This is a genomic window from Tsuneonella sp. HG094 (assembly GCF_053819285.1).
Window position 1 is genome coordinate 697,373 of the sequence record NZ_JBSORA010000001.1, and the last position, 19,393, is coordinate 716,765.

The 19,393-nt window shown below is 66.9% G+C and carries 19 protein-coding genes and 2 tRNA genes; 10 read left to right on the forward strand and 11 right to left on the reverse strand.

Translation table 11 applies throughout. The features are described from left to right. Positions 1-10 precede the first annotated feature (10 nt). The gene (locus ACWPMX_RS03440; protein WP_455698652.1) at positions 11-640 is read left to right on the forward strand and encodes an SOS response-associated peptidase; all 630 of its coding nucleotides are present in this window, start codon (positions 11-13) and stop codon (positions 638-640) included. On the opposite strand, the gene ACWPMX_RS03445 is transcribed toward ACWPMX_RS03440, so the two are convergent. Beyond that, positions 637-1,011 carry a VOC family protein gene (locus ACWPMX_RS03445; protein ID WP_455698653.1) on the reverse strand — a complete coding sequence of 125 codons (375 nt, stop codon included), beginning with the start codon at positions 1,009-1,011 and terminating at the stop codon, positions 637-639. The genes ACWPMX_RS03440 and ACWPMX_RS03445 overlap by 4 nt on opposite strands. A gap of 80 nt (positions 1,012-1,091) precedes the next feature. On the opposite strand from ACWPMX_RS03445, the gene soxR reads away from it, so the two are divergent. Beyond that, positions 1,092-1,532, forward strand: coding sequence for a redox-sensitive transcriptional activator SoxR (gene soxR / locus ACWPMX_RS03450; protein ID WP_455698654.1), 441 nt, complete (start codon positions 1,092-1,094; stop codon positions 1,530-1,532). Here soxR and ACWPMX_RS03455 read toward each other — a convergent pair whose 3' ends face one another. Together ACWPMX_RS03455 and ACWPMX_RS03460 are read right to left on the reverse strand one after the other, a co-directional pair. Beyond that, the gene (locus ACWPMX_RS03455; RefSeq protein ID WP_455700718.1) at positions 1,533-2,060 is read right to left on the reverse strand and encodes a SixA phosphatase family protein; all 528 of its coding nucleotides are present in this window, start codon (positions 2,058-2,060) and stop codon (positions 1,533-1,535) included. Continuing rightward, entirely contained in the window at positions 2,057-4,792 is a 2,736-nt protein-coding gene (locus ACWPMX_RS03460) for an ATP-dependent DNA helicase (RefSeq protein WP_455698655.1), read from the reverse strand. The genes ACWPMX_RS03455 and ACWPMX_RS03460 overlap by 4 nt, the downstream gene beginning before the upstream one ends. A gap of 148 nt (positions 4,793-4,940) precedes the next feature. Here ACWPMX_RS03460 and ACWPMX_RS03465 point away from each other — a divergent pair, with 148 nt between their 5' ends. Continuing rightward, the gene (locus ACWPMX_RS03465) at positions 4,941-6,548 is read left to right on the forward strand and encodes a lysine--tRNA ligase (RefSeq protein ID WP_455698656.1); all 1,608 of its coding nucleotides are present in this window, start codon (positions 4,941-4,943) and stop codon (positions 6,546-6,548) included. Further along, entirely contained in the window at positions 6,545-7,105 is a 561-nt protein-coding gene (locus ACWPMX_RS03470; RefSeq protein ID WP_455698657.1) for a DUF1003 domain-containing protein, read from the forward strand. The genes ACWPMX_RS03465 and ACWPMX_RS03470 overlap by 4 nt, the downstream gene beginning before the upstream one ends. 1 nt (position 7,106) lies before the next feature. On the opposite strand, the gene ACWPMX_RS03475 is transcribed toward ACWPMX_RS03470, so the two are convergent. Next, positions 7,107-7,775 (reverse strand): prolyl hydroxylase family protein, encoded by a 669-nt coding sequence (locus ACWPMX_RS03475; RefSeq protein WP_455698658.1) that lies wholly within the window; start codon positions 7,773-7,775, stop codon positions 7,107-7,109. 79 nt (positions 7,776-7,854) lie between these two features. Here ACWPMX_RS03475 and ACWPMX_RS03480 point away from each other — a divergent pair, with 79 nt between their 5' ends. Continuing rightward, the gene (locus ACWPMX_RS03480; protein WP_455698659.1) at positions 7,855-8,409 is read left to right on the forward strand and encodes a cytochrome b; all 555 of its coding nucleotides are present in this window, start codon (positions 7,855-7,857) and stop codon (positions 8,407-8,409) included. A 90-nt stretch (positions 8,410-8,499) separates the two neighbouring features. Here ACWPMX_RS03480 and ACWPMX_RS03485 read toward each other — a convergent pair whose 3' ends face one another. Both ACWPMX_RS03485 and ACWPMX_RS03490 read right to left on the reverse strand, forming a co-directional pair. Beyond that, a complete protein-coding gene (locus ACWPMX_RS03485; protein ID WP_455698660.1) occupies positions 8,500-9,519 on the reverse strand; it encodes an RcnB family protein in 1,020 nt (339 codons plus the stop codon). Positions 9,520-9,824: 305 nt separating this feature from the next. Next, a complete protein-coding gene (locus ACWPMX_RS03490) occupies positions 9,825-10,400 on the reverse strand; it encodes an FMN-dependent NADH-azoreductase (RefSeq protein WP_455698661.1) in 576 nt (191 codons plus the stop codon). Positions 10,401-10,531: 131 nt separating this feature from the next. Between ACWPMX_RS03490 and ACWPMX_RS03495 the strand changes: the two genes are divergently transcribed. Further along, positions 10,532-10,912 carry a winged helix-turn-helix transcriptional regulator gene (locus ACWPMX_RS03495; protein ID WP_455698662.1) on the forward strand — a complete coding sequence of 127 codons (381 nt, stop codon included), beginning with the start codon at positions 10,532-10,534 and terminating at the stop codon, positions 10,910-10,912. A gap of 49 nt (positions 10,913-10,961) precedes the next feature. Further along, complete coding sequence (locus tag ACWPMX_RS03500; RefSeq protein WP_455698663.1) at positions 10,962-11,663, forward strand: DUF899 family protein; 702 nt, start codon at positions 10,962-10,964, stop codon at positions 11,661-11,663. A gap of 7 nt (positions 11,664-11,670) precedes the next feature. On the opposite strand, the gene ACWPMX_RS03505 is transcribed toward ACWPMX_RS03500, so the two are convergent. Next, positions 11,671-12,678 carry an amidohydrolase family protein gene (locus ACWPMX_RS03505; RefSeq protein ID WP_455698664.1) on the reverse strand — a complete coding sequence of 336 codons (1,008 nt, stop codon included), beginning with the start codon at positions 12,676-12,678 and terminating at the stop codon, positions 11,671-11,673. Between the two features lie 183 nt (positions 12,679-12,861). Between ACWPMX_RS03505 and ACWPMX_RS03510 the strand changes: the two genes are divergently transcribed. After that, positions 12,862-12,993, forward strand: a complete 132-nt coding sequence (locus tag ACWPMX_RS03510; RefSeq protein ID WP_455698665.1) for an entericidin A/B family lipoprotein — start codon at positions 12,862-12,864, stop codon at positions 12,991-12,993. Between the two features lie 81 nt (positions 12,994-13,074). Here ACWPMX_RS03510 and ettA read toward each other — a convergent pair whose 3' ends face one another. Then, positions 13,075-14,748 (reverse strand): energy-dependent translational throttle protein EttA, encoded by a 1,674-nt coding sequence (ettA, locus tag ACWPMX_RS03515; RefSeq protein WP_455698666.1) that lies wholly within the window; start codon positions 14,746-14,748, stop codon positions 13,075-13,077. A gap of 112 nt (positions 14,749-14,860) precedes the next feature. Here ettA and ACWPMX_RS03520 point away from each other — a divergent pair, with 112 nt between their 5' ends. Beyond that, positions 14,861-16,237 carry a M20/M25/M40 family metallo-hydrolase gene (locus ACWPMX_RS03520; RefSeq protein ID WP_455698667.1) on the forward strand — a complete coding sequence of 459 codons (1,377 nt, stop codon included), beginning with the start codon at positions 14,861-14,863 and terminating at the stop codon, positions 16,235-16,237. A gap of 112 nt (positions 16,238-16,349) precedes the next feature. Continuing rightward, positions 16,350-18,113 carry a DEAD/DEAH box helicase gene (locus ACWPMX_RS03525; RefSeq protein ID WP_455698668.1) on the forward strand — a complete coding sequence of 588 codons (1,764 nt, stop codon included), beginning with the start codon at positions 16,350-16,352 and terminating at the stop codon, positions 18,111-18,113. Between the two features lie 22 nt (positions 18,114-18,135). On the opposite strand, the gene ACWPMX_RS03530 is transcribed toward ACWPMX_RS03525, so the two are convergent. The 3 genes from ACWPMX_RS03530 to ACWPMX_RS03540 all read right to left on the reverse strand — a co-directional run bounded on the left by ACWPMX_RS03530 (position 18,136) and on the right by ACWPMX_RS03540 (position 19,370). Then, positions 18,136-18,212: transfer RNA gene (locus tag ACWPMX_RS03530), tRNA-Pro, on the reverse strand. 19 nt (positions 18,213-18,231) lie between these two features. Beyond that, positions 18,232-18,307, reverse strand: a tRNA-Ile gene (locus ACWPMX_RS03535). Positions 18,308-18,371: 64 nt separating this feature from the next. Next, positions 18,372-19,370: a polysaccharide deacetylase family protein gene (locus ACWPMX_RS03540; RefSeq protein WP_455698669.1), complete on the reverse strand. Its 999-nt coding sequence runs from the start codon at positions 19,368-19,370 to the stop codon at positions 18,372-18,374. Positions 19,371-19,393 lie beyond the last annotated feature (23 nt).

Below are 19,393 nucleotides of genomic sequence, written 5' to 3' on the forward strand. Positions count from 1 at the left end.
TTTTGGCCTGATGTGCAACCTCTACCGCATGACGAAGAACGCGGACGAGGTCGCTAAGTGGTTTGCGGCGATCAACGACGCGGCGGGGGCGAACTTCGGTGAGGAGGTCTATCCCGGTTATCCCGGCCTAGTCGTCGCGGAAGGGCGCGTGCGGCAGATGAACTGGGGTTACCCGGTCGTGCTGAAGGGCAAGCAGGGCCAGCCGTTGAAGCCCAAGCCAGTAACCAACGCGCGCGACGACAAGCTGACGACCGCCTTCTGGCGCGATAGCTTCGCCAGGCGCCGCTGCCTGATCCCGGTCACCCAGTGGGCAGAGCCCGAGGGTAAGCGCGGGGCGATGACGCGGACTTGGTACAAGCTCGCCGGGCACGAGATGTTCGCGGTCGCCGGCCTCTGGCGTCCGACTGCAGAGTGGGGACACGCCTACACGATGGTCATGGCAGACGCCTGCGCGCAGATGGTCGATGTGCACGACCGTATGCCGGTGATCCTGACCCCCGAGCAGTTCGACCAGTGGCAGCACGGCAGCGAGGACGAGGCGCTGGCGCTGGTCAGGACCTGCGACCTCGAACTCGCGACCGAGCGGACCGATGCGCTGTGGGTCACCGGCGAGCGCCCGGCGCAGCAGCCGCTGATCTAACCGTAGCTGACGATCTCCCACTCGATCCCGTCCCAGTCGAAGAAGTAGAACGAGCGCGGGCCGGGGTCGTACTGGCTGTGGTTGAACGGGGTGAGCCCGGCATCGAGCACGGTCGCCTCCGCGGTGTCGAGTTCGCTTACCGCGATGCCGATATGGTTCATCGGCACGCTCTTCACGAAGCCGCCTCGCACCCTGGGGCTGGTGTGGATGGCGACGTACGCGCGCTCGTCGCCGAGATGAATCGAGCGCCCGTTGTCGAGCGAGGGACCTTCCCAGCGGCGGTGCCACCCGGTGAGTCTGGCGACGAGATCGGCAGTGCGATCGGCGTCGGTGACCGAGATGTTCACGTGTTCGAGGCGGGCGGTCGGCATCATTGAATTCCTTGCATTGCGAATCGGATGCCCACAAGGATGCAACCTCAACTTAACTTTAGGTCAAGGAGTTTCTCGCAATGCGGCGCGCGACCGACCTGCTCACCATCGGCGAACTTGCCCGCCGCACGGGCCTCAGCGTCTCGGCAATCCGCTATTACGAGGCGCGCGGGCTGGTCGAGCCGATCCGCACCGGCGGCAACCAGCGGCGCTTCCTGCGGGGCGACATCCGGCGGCTGAGCTTCGTGCTGATCGCGCAGGGGCTGGGCCTTTCGCTGGGCGAGATCGAGGGCGAGCTTTCGCGCCTCCCGCATGGCCGCAACCCGACCGCCGCCGACTGGAAGCGGATCAGCGGACGGGTGCGCGCGGCTATCAATGCGAAGATCGCGACCCTGCAGAAGACCCGCGACGATCTCGACGGCTGTATCGGCTGCGGGTGCCTCAGCCTTAAGACATGCCGCCTTTACAACCCTGACGACACCTGGGGCGATCACGGACCGGGGCCGCGCGTGCTGCGCTGATCAATGCTCGGGCCCCAGCGTGGGATCGAGGTCGCGCGGGCGCTGAAAATGCACCAGCTTGCCGCAATCGCGCGCTAACTTCGCCCAATCGTCGATATCGAGCTCCAAAAGAGCAAACGCGGCGGTCGGGAACTTGACCGAGGCCTCGTCGAACATCTCGTTTTCGTTGGCCGGCGGGACCAGCGCGAACAGCAGGTCCTGCATCCCCGGGTTATGGCCCGAAAGCAGCACTGCGTTCGCCTCGCCCGCCTCACGCAGAACGTCGAGCAGCGATTCGATATCGGCGAGGTAGATGCGGCGGTCCCAGCGCACCTCGGCGTCGGGCATCGCTTCGGCAAGGGTCGCCTTCACCCGCTCGGCGGGACTGGCGACGATGAGATCGAAATCGGTGCCCTGTGCTCGAATATGGTTGCCGATCAGCCGCGCGCCTCGGCGCCCCCGCTCGTTCAACCCGCGATCGAAGTCGCGCTGGCCGATGTCGTCCCATTCGGACTTGGCATGGCGCAGGAGGCCGAGCAGCTTGGTCAGGTCAGATCGTCCCCCTGGGGCGCCGGTTCCTCAAGGGCGGCGCGCGGTTCGCCGTCCTCTCGCGCGTGGGCCACGCGTTGTAAAGCCTCGTCGAGGGTGCAGCGCACCACCGGGGTGCCTGGCGGAAAAGCCGTCAGCAACCGGCTGGGAAAGGCGGGCGAAAGGGCTATGAAATGCCCGCGATCGTCCTTCGAACGGATGAGCCGCCCGAATGCCTGAGAAAGGCGGGCGCGGATGATCCGGTCGTCGTAGGCGGAGCCGCCGCCCGCCGCGCGCCGTGCGCGGTGGAGGATCGTCGGTCGTGGCCAAGGCACCTGTTCCATGACCACACACCGCAACGAACGGCCCGGCACGTCGACCCCGTCGCGCAGCGCGTCCGTGCCGAGCAGCGAAGCGGCGGGATCGTCGCGGAAGATATCGACCAGCGTGCCGGTGTCGATCGGATCGACGTGCTGTGAATAGAGCGGCAGACCGCTTCGCGCGAGCCGATCGGCGATCCGCCCATGGACCGCGCGTAGCCGCCGGATGGCGGTGAACAGCCCGAGCAGACCCCCGCCGCTCGCCTCTATTAGGCGGCCATAGGCACCCGCGAGCGCGGGAATGTCGCCGCGCTGGATATCAGTGACGATCAGCACCTCGGCATTGCTGGCGTAGTCGAACGGGCTCTCCGCCTCGCTGATGCGAGGCTGCACCTCGATATGCGCGGCCCCGCTGCGCGCGATCGCGGCGTCCCAATCGGGTCCGTCCTTGAGCGTGGCGCTCGTCAGCATCACGCCGTGCGCGGGTTCCAGCACCACGCGCGCGAACGGCTTCATCGGGTCGAGCCAGTGGCGGTGGAGGCCGACGTCGAATTCGCGCGTATCGCTGCGTTCGACCGCGAGCCAGTCGACGAATTCGGGATCTCCCGGCCCTCCGAGCCGGTCGAGCAGCGCTTCCCAAGCGGCCAAGAGGTCGCACCGCCAGGCGAGCGAGTGACGCGCTCCTTCGATCCGCGCGCGGCCTTGCGCGTCGAGCCAGTCGGGCGGATCGCCGATCACCGCCTCCAGCCGCGCGCCGAGTCGCAGCAGCGGCGAGCGGATCGCCGCAAGCGCCCCTGCCGCCTGCGCGGCGAGTTCGACCACCGGCCCGTCGAGCCCCGCGGCTTCGGTCTCCATGCCGTAGCCCGCGTCCTGACCGCCGCTTTCGTCGCGGGCATAGGTCACGCTGCGTACCGCGCCGAGCAGCATTTCGACCGGGCCATGCGGGGTGCCATCGACGAGCCGCTGGAGCCAGCCCTCGCTCGGGAGCTCCTGCGCCGCCGCGAGCGCAGCCTCGATCGCCTTGCCGCCTGCTTCGTCATAGCTGGCGACGTCCGCGAGCCGCGCGGCCAACCCGCGCCGCCGCCCGCGCGACTGCTTCTCCGGACCGACGATCCATCGGCGGAGCTCGATCGCCTCTGCCCCGGTCAACGCGGCGGCGAAGGTGCTGTCGGCCGCCTCGAACACGTGGTGCCCTTCGTCGAACACGATGCGTGTCGGTCGCTGGGCGTGGTCCCGGCCGCGCGCGGCATTGACCATCACCAGCGCGTGGTTGGCGATGACGAGATCGGCCTGCGCGCTCGCCCGCGCGGCGCGCTCGATGAAGCATTTCCGGTAATGAGGACACCCGGCATAGACACACTCGCCGCGCTGGTCGGTCAGGGCAGCAATGCCGCGCTTGCGGAACAGCGTTCCGAGCCATCCGGGCAGGTCGCCGCCGATCATGTCGCCGTCCTGGCTGAACGCGGCCCACCGCGCGACCAGTTGGGCCAGGATCGCGGCGCGCCCGCCGAAGCCGCCCTGCAGAGCGTCTTCGAGGTTGAGCAGGCAGAGGTAGTTCTCGCGGCCTTTGCGCACCACGACCGGCCGCGTCCCGTCGGTGCGCTCCACCGGCCACGCGCGCCCGCTTTCCCGGCGAAGCTGGCGCTGGAGGTTCTTCGTGAAGGTTGAGACCCAGACCGTCCCGCCCGACCGCTCGGACCACAGGTGCGCGGGCGCGAGATAGCCCAGCGTCTTCCCGATCCCGGTGCCTGCCTGCGCGAGCAGCACGTGCGGCACGCCGCGCTGGGCACGCGGTGCGAACACGCCGCCGGCCTCGCGCGCATAGCGGCGTTGCCCTTCGCGCTGTTCGGCGCCTTCGCCGGTCAGGCGGGCAAGACGCGCCTCGACCTCCTCCTCCTCGATGAGCACGTGGCCCGGGGCGGGGCGCTCGGGCGTTTCCTCCCACTCGGGCAGGCGGGCGAACAGCCAGCGTTCGGCGCGCTCGGGCTTGCGGACATGGGGCAGCAAGACCTGCGCCCACGGCCAGCGCATCCGCACGAGCGACTGGAGGGTAGACCACGCACCCTCGCGCTCGGGCCATTCCTCACTCCCGCAAACGGCAATCAGCGCCCCTGCCGCACGCTGGAGAAAACCGGGTACGGCGTCGTCGCTCGGCGGTTCGTCGATGCCGAGTACATGGGCGAGACCCTTCGGCGTCGGCACTGCGAACCGCGCCGGGTGTACGAAGGCGAACAATTCGAGGAGGTCGAGCCCCGAGAGGTCGGGATAACCGAGCCGGGTCGCCACCAGCGGCGCATTGAGCAGCAGCAGAGGAGTATCCGCGGCGGCGGTCACCGCTTCACCCTTGCTGACTCCGCGCGTGCCTGCGCCATCGCGCAGCCACGTACCCGCGTGACTGGCGTGGATGGCGGGCAGGAGCAGCGGCTCGGGCATCGAAGCCAGCGATAGAACGAACGACGAACAGGGGGCAAGTGGTCGACCAGGCTTTTCGCCGACGCAGGCCGACAGTTGAGGGCGGGCCACAAATCCGGCCCACTTGGCGCTTGCGCGGCGCGCGACCTTGGGCGAGGGCGCTGGCGCGATGACCGATACCGACCTGATGGAAGCCGCCCGTATCTCGAAGGCCTGGCCGTTTGAGGAGGCGAAGAAGATCCTCAAGCGCTATCCCGACGGCCGCCGGCCGGACGGGAAGCCGGTGGTATTCGAAACCGGATACGGCCCCAGCGGCCTGCCGCACATCGGCACGTTCCAGGAAGTGCTGCGCACGACCTTCGTCCGCCGCGCGTTCGAGGCGCTGACCGGCGGCGCGCCGACGCGGCTGGTCGCCTTCAGCGACGACATGGACGGGTTGCGCAAGGTGCCCGACAACGTGCCCAACGGCGCCCTGCTCGACGCGAACCTTGGCAAGCCCTTGTCGCGTATTCCCGATCCGTTCGAGGCCGGGTTCGCCAGTTTCGCTGCGCACAACAATGCGATGCTGCGCCGTTTCCTCGACCGCTTCGGCTTCGATTACGAGTTTGTCTCGTCGAGCGAGATGTACAATTCGGGCGCGTTCGACGAGGCCTTGCGCGGAGTGCTGCGGCAGAACCAGGCGATCCTCGACATCATGCTGCCGACGCTGCGCGCCGAGCGTGCGGCAACCTATTCGCCGATCCTGCCGGTCAGCCCGAAGAGTGGCGTCGTGCTGCAGGTTCCGGTCGAGGTGGTCGACGCCGAAGCCGGGACGATCCGCTTCACCGACGAGCACGGCACAGTGGTCGAGCAGTCGGCGCTGGGCGGACAGGCCAAGCTGCAGTGGAAGGTCGACTGGGCGATGCGCTGGGTCGCGCTCGGCGTCGATTACGAGATGTACGGCAAGGACTTGACCGACAGCGGCGTGCAGTCGGGCAAGATCGCGCAGGTGCTCGGCGGGCGGAAGCCCGAGGGGCTGATCTACGAGTTGTTCCTCGACGCGAATGGCGAGAAGATCTCCAAGTCGAAGGGGAACGGCCTGACGATCGAGGAATGGCTGTCCTATGGGTCGGAAGAGAGCCTCGGCTTCTACATCTTTCCCAATCCCAAGAGCGCCAAAAGCCTGCACGCGGGCGTGATCCCGCGCGCGGTCGACGACTACTGGCAGTCGCGCGCGCTGCTCGGCGAACAGACGCTCGACAAGCAGTTGGGGAATCCGGTGTGGCACCTGCTCGGCGTCACCGATCCGCAGCGCAAGGGTGCGGGCGAGAGCCTGCCGGTGACCTATGCGCTGCTGCTCAATCTCGTCGCGGTGCTGGGCGCGGGCGCGACGCGCGAGCAGGTGTGGTCGTACCTCGGCAACTACGTCGAGAATGCCGACCCGGAAGCGCATCCGATGCTCGATGCGCTGGTCGGCACCGCGCTCTCCTATAACCGCGACTTCGTGGCACCCGGCCTCGTGCGGGAAAAGCCGACCGAGAACGAGGCGGCGGCGCTGCGTGAACTCGATGCACAGCTTGCGGCCGTGGAACCTGATACTTCGGCGGAAGATTTGCAGACGATGGTCTACGAAATCGGCAAGCGCGAAGAGTTCGCTTTCGCAAGCCTGCGCGACTGGTTCCAGGCGCTCTACCGCACGTTGCTCGGCAGCGAGCAGGGGCCGCGGATGGGCAGCTTCATCGCGCTCTACGGCATCGCCAACACGCGCGCGCTGATCGCCGAGGCGCTGGCGCGGTGATCCGCGGGGCGGCCGATCCCGAGCGCTTGGCGCGCGATCTTCTCGGTCGGGAGCTCGCCGAACTCGACGAGGAAGAGCAGGAGGTCATCCAGCGGGTCGCTGCCGGATGCTATCTCGGGATCGACGCAGCCGAAGCGCAGCAGCTCGAGGCGTCCTTCGGAGACCGGCTGGCGGACCGCGTCGCTGCGGTCGGCGGCAGCTGGGCCTTCATCATGGGCTTCGGTTTCGTCCTGCTGACCTGGGTCGTCATCAACAGCGGCGCATTGCAGGCCATCGGGGTGCCGGCGTTCGACAAGTTTCCGTACATCTTCCTCAACCTGATGCTCTCGATGCTCGCCGCGATCCAGGCGCCGGTCATCATGATGAGCCAGAATCGCCAGTCCAAGAAGGACCGCATCGCGGCCCGGCACGACTACGAGGTGAACCTGCGCACCCAGCTCGAAATCGTCCGCCTCTCGCGAAAGCTCGACCGGATGATGCACCTCGCCATCCGCGGTGCGAAGCGCGCCGAGGAAAGCTTCGAGGACGTGATCGAGGAGGTGCGGAGCGAGAAGTAGCTCAGCGCCAGCGGCGCGTGCGATACCACTTCGTCAGTACGTACTTCACGCCTTCGGTCACAGGGGTACCGGCGTGGAGCGTATTCTCGTTCGGCGACCCGTCGGGGAGAGCGTTGTTCCACACGAGCAGAACGCCGGGCTTGGGTTCGATCTTCGCGCCGACCTCGACGAAGTGCGTCTCGCCGCCTTTGTCGACCTTGTTGAGGAACGCCATCGCGGTCCACGCGCGCTGCCCGCCGCGCTTGCGCTCGCCCTTCCAGTAGTCCTGGTCGGTGTAGAACCAGTCGTTGTGCGGCTTGAACTGCTGGCCGGGGAAATAGCGCTGCGCCTGGATGGATTCCCCGCAGATCGCGTTGATGCCGAGCAGGTCGTCGATCCGCCGGCTGACCGCCATCACGAGCGGTTCGCGCGCGTCTAGGTCGCCCGAGTACGAGGTGCGAAAGCCCGTCGCGTAGTCCTGGTCGTAGAGCGAGCTCGGCCGCGCGACGGTGTCGGTCATCCGCACGAACCGCGCACACTCGTCGGGACTGAGGAAATCGCCGATCGCGAAGATCTCTGCCTTGTCGGTCGGTACCTTGTACACGCGCGGGTTGGTCTCGAGCCGCTTGCGCACGGTCTCACCCAGGCGCCGCAGCGCGTCCTTGTCCGGAATCAGTTCGGTCGTAGCCATAGGCGGTTCCTAGCAATCGTCTTGCCGCGCGCAAACCCGTCGCTACAACCGAGCGGACAACCACCGCAGGAGCGTTAGGATGCAGGCAGAGCAAGGCCCACGCTATTCGGGAGTGGCCATGCTGCTCCATTGGCTGATCGCGATCCTGGTGATCATGAACTGGCGGATCGCGGAGACGGCCGAGCACCTCGACGGGCCGGTCAAGGCGGAGGTTTTCGGCTATCACAAGGCGTGGGGGATGCTGATCCTCGTGCTCACCCTGGTCCGACTCGGCTGGCGGATCGCGCACAAGCCGCCGCCGCTCGCCTCGACGCTGAAAGCGTGGGAGCGGACGCTCGCCCGCGTCACTCACGCGGTATTCTACATCCTGCTCATCGGACTGCCGCTTGGCGGTTGGCTGGCGAACTCCCTCGGCGGAAAGTCGATCAGCTTCTTCGGCATGTTCGACATCCCAGCGCTCCCCGTCGGTTCGAACAAGGAGCTTGCAGGTTCGATCTTCGATGCCCACGCGGCGGGTGGGACCATCCTGCTCGCGTTGATCGCGCTGCACATCCTCGGCGCGCTGAAGCACACGGTCTTCGACAAGGACGGCAACCTATGGCGGATGCTGCCGTTCGGCACGCCCAAGGCCTGAACCGTCACGAAAAGGACCCCCGTCGACGCGAGGCCGACGGGGGTCCAGTTTCCCGACAGGCGAGCCACTCAATCCCGCCCGCCGAAAAACCTACCAGAAGAAGTCGTAGATCACGTCGACGACTTCGCCGCTGTAGACGTCGACCAGCAGGGCGTCGTCATAGTAGCGGACCCAGCGATACGGACCGTAGGCGGGCGGCAGGCGATACTGCCACGGGTCGTTGATCCAGTACCGGCTGCCATAGAAAAGGCTGCCGAGGGTGAAACCGATGTTGACCCGGTTGTAGCGGTAGTTGCGATACGGCGAATAATAGGCGCCGATGTTGAACACGTTGCGGTTGGCGCTGCGGTAGCGATACCAGTCGTACCGGCTGTCGCGCCGCCAGTCGTTGCTCCACCGGCGATGATCGCCCGAGTAGCGCCGACCGTCGCGATTGCCGTCGTATCGGCGGCCGTCGCGGTCGCCATCGCGCCAGTTGTCGGTCCGCACACCGTCGCGATAGCCGCTGCGGTAGGCGTTCTGGGTCTGCTGGCGATCCTGCCGCCAATCGGTCTGGCGACCGTCGCGATTGCCGTCGCGGTAGGACTGGTTGCGCTGGCGGTCGCTGTACGAACGGTTGCGATCGGCACTGCCCCAAGTCGTTCGCGAGTCGCGGCCCGACGAGCGCGCTGCGGCCTCGGCCTGGGCACGCTGCTGCGCCTGCGCCTGCGCCTGGGCGGCGCGCTGCTGGCCCCAGTCGTTGCTGGAGTTGTCGCGACGGTTCCAGTCGCGACCCGATCGCTCGGTCGCAGTCGCATTGCGCCGGTCGCCGCGGTTCCAGTCGCCGCTCGGGCGCTGCGGAGCCGCCTGCGTCTGCTGGGCGCGGCCGGCATCCCACGAGCGCTGCGGGCGCTGTTGCTGCTGCTGAGCTTCGGTGCGCTGCTGGCGCGGTTGGGCCTGCTGCTGCTGTCGCTCGGCCCGCTGCTCGCGCCAGGATTGACGCGCTTCGCTGCGCTCGCTGTCGCGTTCGCGCCGGTCCTGCGCCGATGCGGGCGCGGCGAATGCGCCGAGCGCGACGGCAACGGCCAGTGCCGATGCCCCGCACGTACGCAGAACGGTCTTCAATGTCATGGGCGTCCTTTCGTCCAAGAACCGCCCCACCACCTGCGGTTGTCTTTACGACTCGGTAAGTAGTTCAGATTGGCTGTCCGCATTCTGAACGAGGTCGAGGGCATGTCCCGCATGTCCCACGGTCCTGCGACATCTCCGTTTTTGGACCGCAGCGACGGTCCGGTCCGAAAGGTGACACGAAGTATACGCCCAAATCCATCCGGCGAAGTCGCCGGGGCTTCAAGCGGCCAAGCCATAGGCGGGCGGCGGTCGGTCATGGTCACGCCATGCCACCGCCGCCCCGCTGTAGGAAAACGATATTGCGGTCAGGCAACCGGGCAGGCCGCGCCGATCTTGCGGATCGCTTCATGGGCGGAGGCGAGCGCGGCATCGCGCGCCTCGTCGCTGATCTTCAGTCCTTCCGCGATAACGAACTGCGGAGTCACGCCGATGAAGCCGAACGCGGACGCGAGGTAGCGCTCGGCGTGCTCGACACTGCGCGCAGCACTGTCTTCGCCGTAGAGCCCGCCGCGGGCAATCGCGACGATCACGGTCTTTTCGCCGGCGAGGCCTTCGGGACCGGTTTCGGTATAGCGAAACGTCTCGCCCGCCACGAGCACGCGGTCGATCCACGCCTTGAGCTGCGAAGGGATCGTGAAATTGTACATTGGGGCGCCGATCACGACCACATCCGCGGCCTTGAACTCGGCGAGCGCCTGCGCGGACGCATCGCCGCCGAAGCCGGGCAGGGTGATGTGATCGAGGGGTTGGGCGACGAGGTCGCGATAGGTGACCGCCGCGGCCGGATCGGCGTCGGTCAGTTCGCGAACGATCGCCGCGCTCAGCTGGCGGCTCGCCGAATGGTCGCCCGTGATGCTCGAATCGAGATGGAGGATATTCATGCTGGTCTGCTCCGTAGATTTGGTCACTAATATTGACCTGCACCACATAAGTGACCATATAGGACCCGCAAGAACGCAAATTTTCGTGACCAGGTCATACCGGTATGACCTGCTCAGATGGACGAGACCGCATGACCGAGAACCCGCACCCTTATTCCGATCCGGGCTGCCGCGCGGTGAGCGAACTGCTCAGCCGCGTCGGCGACAAGTGGACCGTGCTGCTGGTGAATTCGCTGGTCGAACGACCTCGCCGCTTCAACGAGCTCAAGCGAGAGATCGGCGGCATCAGCCAGCAGATGCTCACCCGCACGCTGCGCACGCTCGAACGCGACGGCATGGTCGCGCGCACGGTGCATCCCACCGTGCCGCCTTCGGTCGAATACGCGCTGACCGACCTCGGCCAGTCGCTCGCCGTGCCGGTCATGGCGCTCGCCGAGTGGACCTTCGCGCACCTGCCGCAGATTCATCAGAATAGGGCTGAATACGACGGAGCGATAGACGCAGCCGCCTGATCGGGGAAAGGACGGGGCGGTCGGTCGTTGGTCGGGCAAGGAGAGTCCGATGACCGACAGGCAACTGAAACCCGCTTCCGAGCTCGCCGAGCTCTACAAGCCGCTCGCCGGAGAGAGCGATGAATACGGCAAGGCTCGTCGGGAACTGTTGGCTGCCGAGATCGAGGAGCGGCGCACAATGACCCGGGTGGTGGAACAGCGCCGAGCGCTGCCGCCGGGGCCGGTCATCCCGGCCGACTGGAAATTCAAGGACGAGCACGGCTTCGACGCATCGCTCGCCGACCTGTTCGGGGATCACGATACCCTCGTCACCTATTTCTGGATGTACGGGCCGGAACGCGAGCGGCCCTGTCCTATGTGCACGACCACGCTGGATGCGATGGAGGGCAATGCCCGCTCGATCAAGAAACGCGTGGCTCTGAAGATTCTCGGCCGATCGCCCGTGGGCCGCCAATATGCTTTCGCACAGGAACGCGGCTGGCGCGATCTCGACTTCGTGCAGACCGTTGGGGACGATTACGCCAGTTTCTTCGGGGCGCTCAACGATGACGGCAGCGAGAACCCAGTAATGGCGGTCTACGTTAAGGACGGCGAAGACGTGCGCCTGTTCTGGCAGTCGGTCATGCCTAAGGAAGCGGCCGATCCCGGGCAAGATCCGCGCGGCGGGCCGGAGTTGCAGAACCTGTGGGTCATCCTCGATATGACGCCCGAGGGTCGCGGAACCGACTGGTATCCCAAGTTGTCGGACTGACGGCGCGTTACCGCCCGTGGTGGCGGGCGATCTCGGCCGGGGTGAGCCGCAGGAAGCGCGCGGCGTTGTTGTAGAGGATGTCGCGCTTCTGCTCCTCCGTCAGGAACGGCGCGTCGGTAATCGCCTCGATCGCGATTTCGATCGTCTGGGGCCAGACCATCTGGTCGCTGCCGAACAGGATGCGCTTGCCATAGCCGGCGTCGACCAGCCGCTTGAGCTGGTGGTGGAACTCCGCCCGCGCCACGCCCCAGTTGTCGGCGCTGATGTCGACGTAGACCTGCGGATGGCTGTAGAGCAGCGCGATCGTCTCGTCGGTGAACGGCATTCCGGCATGCATGACGTAGACCCGCACCTTCGGATGGCGAGCGAGCACGTCCTCCAGCAACAGCGGATTGCCGAGCGCGGCGCGGTATTTGGGATAGGCCCAGTATGGCCCGCCCGGCGCGCCGTATCCCATGTGGATGCCGACCGGCACGTCGAGCTTCTCGGCGAGTGCCCAGAACGGCTCGAGCGACGGATCGTCGGGCCTCATACCCCGATATTGCGCAGTGACCTCTGCGAACACGCGGGTCTCGCCGCTGGCAACCCGGCCCTCGAGCTCGGCCACGCGTTCGGGCCGGGGCGGATTGTCGTCGAGGAAGAAATTGGCGGCGGGAATGAACCGGTCGGGGTGCTCCTTGCGCCACGCCGCGACCGTGTCCCGTTCGCCCGCGATCACGCCCGCGACGATGTTGAACCGCCGCATCTGCGCGACCGTCTCGTCGAGGACCGCCGCATAGGTCGCGGGCGACTGGACCATGACCTTGCATTCCGCCTGCGCGGTGAAGTCGAACGGCTTGCCCGGATCGATGCCGACCATCTCAACCCCCTTTGCCGCGATGCAGGCCGGCACGCTCTCGCCGCCGAATTCGTCGAGCGTCCAGGCGTGCATGTGCATGTCGATAATGGGTGGAGGAAGCGCGGCCGGTGAGGCGGCTTGCGCGGCAGCGGCTGCCAGCATGGTGAAGAGCGGCACAGTACGTCCCCCAGATCGTAGCGCGGGCAGACTAACTGGAAGTCGATCGATTTGTCGCGCGGCAAATCGATGATTTCATCGGGCCACTTGACGGCAGGTGCGGGAACCGAAGTGCCGTGTCGATTGTCCTTTGCTGGAGGCGCCGCTCATCGTGTCGGAGCCGGCAAGGTAAGGGAACATCAGATGAAAAAGATGATCATCGCACTCGCGCTGTCGAGCGGACTGATCCTTTCGGCCTGCAATACGGTCAAGGGCGCGGCCAACGACGTGGAATCGGTCGGCGACTGCGCGGACGGCCGCCCCGGAAACTGCTGATCGGCTGACAGCGCGCTACCCCTCGGGTAGCCTGCAAAACGGCGGGTCGAGGGAACAGCCCTCGGCCCGCCGTTTTTCGATTCAGCGCGTGAGCTTCTTGTACGCCAGGCGCGTCGGACGGTCTGCCGCGTCGCCCATGCGCCGACGCTTGTCTTCCTCGTACGCTTCGAAGTTGCCTTCGAACCACTCGACGTGGCTGTCGCCTTCGAACGCGAGGATATGCGTGGCGAGACGGTCGAGGAAGAATCGGTCGTGGCTGATGACCACGGCGCAACCGGCGAAGTTCTCGATCGCGTCCTCGAGCGCGGCGAGAGTCTCGACGTCGAGGTCGTTGGTCGGTTCGTCGAGCAGCAGGACGTTGCCGCCCGCCTTGAGCATCTTGGCCATGTGCACGCGATTGCGCTCACCGCCCGAGAGCTTGCCGACGTTCTTCTGCTGGTCCGCGCCCTTGAAGTTGAACGCGCCGACATAGGCCCGCGTGCTCATGTCCTGCTTGTTGACCTGCATGTAATCGAGCCCGTCGGAAATCTCTTCCCAGACGTTGTTCTTGGGGTTCAGGTGGTCGCGGCTCTGGTCGACGTAGCCGAGGTGCACCGTGCTGCCGATTTCGATCGAACCGGTGTCGGGCTGTTCCTTGCCGGTGATGATCTTGAACAGGGTGGATTTGCCCGCGCCGTTGGGTCCGATCACGCCGACGATGCCGCCGGGGGGCAGCATGAACGACAGGTCCTCGAACAAGAGCTTGTCGCCATAGGCCTTCGAGATGTTCTTCACCTCGATCACCTTGCCGCCGAGGCGCTCGGGCACCTGGATGACGATCTGCGCCTTACCGACCGCGCGATTGTCCTGGCTGTTCTGCAATTCCTCGAACTTGCGGATACGCGCCTTAGACTTGGTCTGGCGCGCGGCGGGGGTCTGGCGGATCCACTCGAGTTCGCGCTGGAGCGCCTTGGTCTTGCCGCTCTCCTCGCGGCTTTCCTGTTCGAGGCGCTTGGCCTTCTTTTCCAGGTAGGTCGAGTAGTTGCCTTCGTACGGGTAGTACCGCCCGCGATCGAGCTCGAGGATCCAGCCCACCACGTTGTCGAGGAAGTAGCGGTCGTGGGTGATCATCAGCACCGCGCCGGCGTATTCCTTGAGGTGGTTTTCAAGCCACAGGACGCTCTCGGCATCCAAGTGGTTGGTCGGTTCGTCGAGCAGCAGGATGCCGGGCTTCTGGATCAGCAGGCGGGTGAGCGCGACGCGGCGCTTTTCACCGCCCGACAGGTCTTTCACCGACCAGTCGCCCGGCGGGCAGCGCAGGGCCTCCATCGCGACTTCCAACTGGTTGTCGAGCGTCCACCCGTCGACCGCGTCGATCTTGTCCTGCAGTTCGGCCATCTCGGCACCCAGCGCGTCGAAGTCCGCGCCGTCCTCGGCCATCTCCATCCCGATCGCGTTGAACCGTTCGACCATGTCGGCGGTCTCGCGCGCGCCGTCCTTGACGTTCTCGAGCACGGTCTTGCTCTCGTCGAGCTCGGGCTCCTGCTCGAGATAGCCGACGGTGATGTTCTCGCCCGGCCAGGCCTCGCCGGTGTAGTCCTTGTCGATCCCCGCCATGATCTTGATCAGCGTCGACTTGCCCGCGCCGTTGGGGCCGACGATGCCGATCTTGGCGCCCTGGTAGAATTGCAGGTTGATGTTCGACAGCACCGGCTTCTGCGCGCCGGGAAAAGTTTTCGTCATGTCCTTCATGACGTATGCGTACTGGGCGGCCATCGGGGGTCCTTGCGTGGTATCGGGGTGTCGGGAGTTGGCGCGCAGATAGGGGCTGGGGACCACGGGAGCAAGCGGCTTGGCAGGGGGCGTCGGGCGAGCTAGCAGGCTGGCAATGTCGCACCCCCGCTTCGCGCTTGCCGCGCTTTCGCTCCTTGTCTCAACCGCCGCAGTCGCCGCTCCGCCGCCCTCGCTGGCCGGCATCGCCGACGAGGCGCTCGAGAAAGATACGCTGGCGTGGGATTTCGTCGAGGGCATCACCACCGAGGTCGGCCCCCGGCAGGCGGGCACCGAAGCGGAGGCGCGCGGGCGCGCGTGGGCGGTCGACTGGCTCAAGGCCAACGGCTTCGCCCGCATCGCGATCGAGCCCTACACGATGCCGACCTGGGTACGCGGTGCGGAGAAAGCCGAGATCGTCGCCCCCTACGCGCAGCCGATGCACATCACCGCGCTCGGCAACAGCGCATCGACGGGCGAGGGCGGGCTGACCGCCGAGGTGGTTTTCGTCCGCTCGTTCGCCGAGCTCGAAGCCATGCCCGCCGGCAGCCTTGCGGGGAAGATCGCCTTCCTCGACCACGCGATGACGCGTACGCAGGACGGTTCGCAGTACGGCGTGTTCGGGAATGTGCGCCGCCAAGGGCCGAGCGTCGCCGCGAGCAAGGGCGCGCGCGCGGTCGTCATCCGTTCGATCGGAACCGAGGATCATCGCACCCCGCACACCGGCGGGACGAATTTCGCCGAGGGCGTCGCGCTGATCCCGGCGGGCGCGCTGAGCAACCCCGATGCCGACAATCTCGTCCGGATGTTCGAGCGGGCCGGGCGCAAGCCGATCCGAATGAAGCTGACGCTGACCCCGCGCGACCTCGGCCAGACACAGAGCGGCAACGTCGTCGGCGAGATTACCGGGCGCGATCCGAAGCTGCCGCCGGTGCTGCTCGCTTGCCACCTCGATAGCTGGGACCTCGGCACCGGGGCGATCGACGACGGCGCAGGCTGCGGCATCATCGCCGCCGCCGCCAAGCAGGTCGCGCGCGCCGGGCGGCCGCTGCGGACCGTGCGGGTACTTTTCGCGGGCGCCGAGGAAACCGGCCTCTGGGGCAGCAAGGCCTACGCTGCCGCGCACAAGGGCGAGCCGGTCTATGCCGGGATCGAAAGCGATTTCGGCGCCGACCGGGTCTGGCGGATCGACAGCAACTTCTCCGCCGCCGACCCCGACCTCTACAAGCGCCTCTACGAAGCGGTCGCACGCTTCGGCGTCAGCCCTTCGCGCGAAGTCGCTACCGGGGGAGCCGATCTCAACTACGTTCGCGAGGCGAAGGCGGGCATCATCGACCTGCAGCAGGACGGCACCCGCTATTTCGACTTGCACCACACGCCCGACGATACGCTCGACAAGATCGACCCGGTGCAGCTGCGCCAGAACGTGGCGGTGTGGACACAGGTCGTCGGCATCCTCGCCAACGAGTCGAACCCCATCAAATCAGCGCCGTAAGTCGGTAATCGGGCCGCAGCGGAATTGAGGCATGGGCAGCCCGGCGGGGTAAAATCGCCGGGCCGACCGATTGGAGGTGCTTTGTAGCGCCGATGCGACTAAGGGCGCGCCCATGCCTTATTCCAGTCTCCCGTCGGCGCTTGCCGACGCGCTGCGTGCGCGCGGCTATCTTGAACCCACTCCCGTCCAGGCCGCAGTCATCGCTCCCGAAGCTGCAGGGCGCGACCTCGTCGTCTCGGCGCAGACCGGTTCGGGCAAGACCGTCGCCTTCGGCCTCGCGCTCGCGACCGAGCTGCTCGACGCCAAGGGCAACGCCGAATTCTCCGACCGTCCGCTCGCCCTCGTGATCGCACCCACACGCGAACTGGCGCTGCAGGTCAGCCGCGAACTGGTCTGGCTCTACGGTGGAGCGCAGGTCCGGGTCGCCACCTGCGTCGGCGGAATGGACCCGTCCAAGGAACGCCGCGCGTTGCGCGCTGGGCCGCAGGTCGTGGTCGGCACGCCCGGCCGCCTGCGCGACCACCTCGAACGCGGCTCGCTCGACCTCGGCGCGCTGCGCGCGGTCGTGCTCGACGAAGCGGACGAGATGCTCGACATGGGCTTTCGCGAGGACCTCGAGGAAATTCTCGACGGAACGCCCGAGACGCGGCGTACGCTGATGTTCTCCGCCACCCTGCCGCCGCCGATCGCGCGGCTGGCGCAGCAGTACCAGCGTGACCCGCTGCGCATTTCGACCGTCGGTGATGATCGCGGGCACGGCGACATCACCTACCAGGCCGTCACCGTTGGTCCGGCTGAGATCGGCCATGCGGTCGTGAACCTTCTTCGGTTCCACGAAGCCGAGACGGCGATGCTGTTCTGCGCCACGCGTGAGAACGTGCGCCGCCTCCACGCCATCCTTCAGGAGCGTGGATTTACCGCAGTCGCATTGTCGGGCGAGCACTCGCAGTCCGAGCGCAACCAAGCGCTCCAAGCGCTGCGCGACCGCCGCGCCCGCGTTTGCGTCGCGACCGACGTGGCCGCGCGCGGGATCGACCTGCCGACGCTGAGCCTCGTGGTCCACGTCGAACTGCCGCGCGATGCCGAGACCCTGCAGCACCGCTCGGGTCGCACCGGCCGCGCAGGCAAGAAGGGCACCGCGGTCCTGATCGTCCCCTACAACCGTCGTCGCCGTGTCGAATCGATGCTGCGCGGCGCGCGGATCGAGGCCGAATGGATCGCCGCGCCCACCGCCGAGCAGATCCGCCGCAACGATCGCCAGCGCTTGATGAACGCGCTGCTCGAAGCCGTCGAGTTCGACGACGAGGACCGTGCGCTTGCCGCCGACCTCCTCAAGCAGCGCAGCGCCGAGGATATCGCCGCCGCGCTCGTGCGCTCGCACCGCGCCGCCCTTCCGGCGGTCGAGGAACTGACCGCCAATACGCCCGAAGCGCGGCAGGCCGACAAGCAGGACCGCCACCGCGAGGGGTTCGAGGATGTCGTCTGGTTCCGGATGGACATCGGTCGCCGCCACAACGCCGACCCGCGCTGGATCCTGCCGCTTCTCTGCCGTCGCGGACACATCACCCGCAACGAGATCGGCGCGATCCGCATCAGTGCCAACGAGACGCATTTCCAAGTGCCCCGCGCGATCGCCGACCGGTTCGCCTCCGCGGTCGCGCGCACGGCCGGCACCGAGGACGGCGGCGATGTCGCGATCGAGGCAGCGCCCGACACGCCGCGCGATGCCGCCCGCCAGCGCAAGCGCGAAGGCAACGACCGGGCTCCGCGCGGTGATGTGAAGGCAAGGCCGGTGCAGCAGGGCCGTCCGGGCAATGCCCCTCAGAAACCCCGCGGACCCAAGCCGCACCGCAAGGGGCCGAAGGGCAATCGCTAAACCTTCGACGGGTAGGTCCGGTTGGTCGGGGAGACAGGATTCGAACCTGCGACATCCTGCTCCCAAAGCAGGCGCGCTACCGGGCTGCGCTACTCCCCGACCCTCTTGGACCGGCCGGTGGTGGGCCCGGCAGGATTCGAACCCGCGACCTAGCCGTTATGAGCGGCCAGCTCTAACCGCTGAGCTACAGGCCCCTTCGAAACCGCTTGGCTCCGACCGGTGCCGCGCCGGTAGACGGGCGGCGCACGCCTTGCAAGCTCAACGCTCTACCGATTGCATGATCTCCGCTACCGTCGTCGGCGCGACGCCGCGCATGGCGAGGTAGGCATAGACCCGCCGGAACCAGTCGTAGAGCCGGTCTAGGTCGTCGTCGCTGCGCACATAAGGGGTATGCCCGGGGACGAGCGAGGGGCTGTGAAAGCTCAAGACAATCAGCGGCAGCCGATCGTCGAGCGCGATATCGATGCCTCGCAGCGCCTCTTCCGCGGTAACGCCTTCGGGCGTGAGCGCGATCCTTTCCAGCAAGGTCAGCCGCGCGAGCACTCCGGCGAGCCGCGGAACCTTTCCAAGCAGCGGCGAGAACATTCGACCCTGTTGCCGCAGCAGGCCGAAGAACACCGTCGTCAGCGGCAGCTCGAGCACATTGCGCCGCTCATCCACCCAGTATGGCGTCAACGGGTGCTGCGAATAGTTTGGACCATGTCCGGCGGTGTAGTCGAAGTTCGCCCGGACCGAGCTGTCGATCGGCACTCCGGCATCGCGGAGCAGCGCAGCGGTTTCGGTACCGAGGCCATAGCGTCCCGCCCGGTAGATCAGCGGCTGCGCGTCGAACGCAGCGACGATGCGGTCGCGCAGCTGCAGGAACTTGGCGCGCTCGAGATCCGGCGGAAGGTTGCCGGCATAGCTGTTGCGCGCGCTCACGTCATCGTCGAACGGCGGGTTGACCCACGGATGGAGCTGGATCCCGACCTCGGCCCGGCCGCTCTTTACCGCGGCGCCGATGATTTCGACCGCGCGAGGCGAATTGGCGATGGGCCAGTCGACGAGATAGACGGGCACCACGCCCAGGCCTTCGCAGAATTGCTGAAAACGGGCGATCGCAGGAACGTGGTCGAGCCCGTGGCGGTCGCGCGTGAAATCCCCCGCCCAGTCGAACTCTTCTTCGGTGTCGACAGTGAGCAGGACCCGCGTGCCGAAGCCTGCGGCGAATTGCGCGGTGCGGCCCGGTGGGGGCGGTTCGGTGATCGGCCGGTCCATCTGGTGTTCCCCGTTCGCGCCCG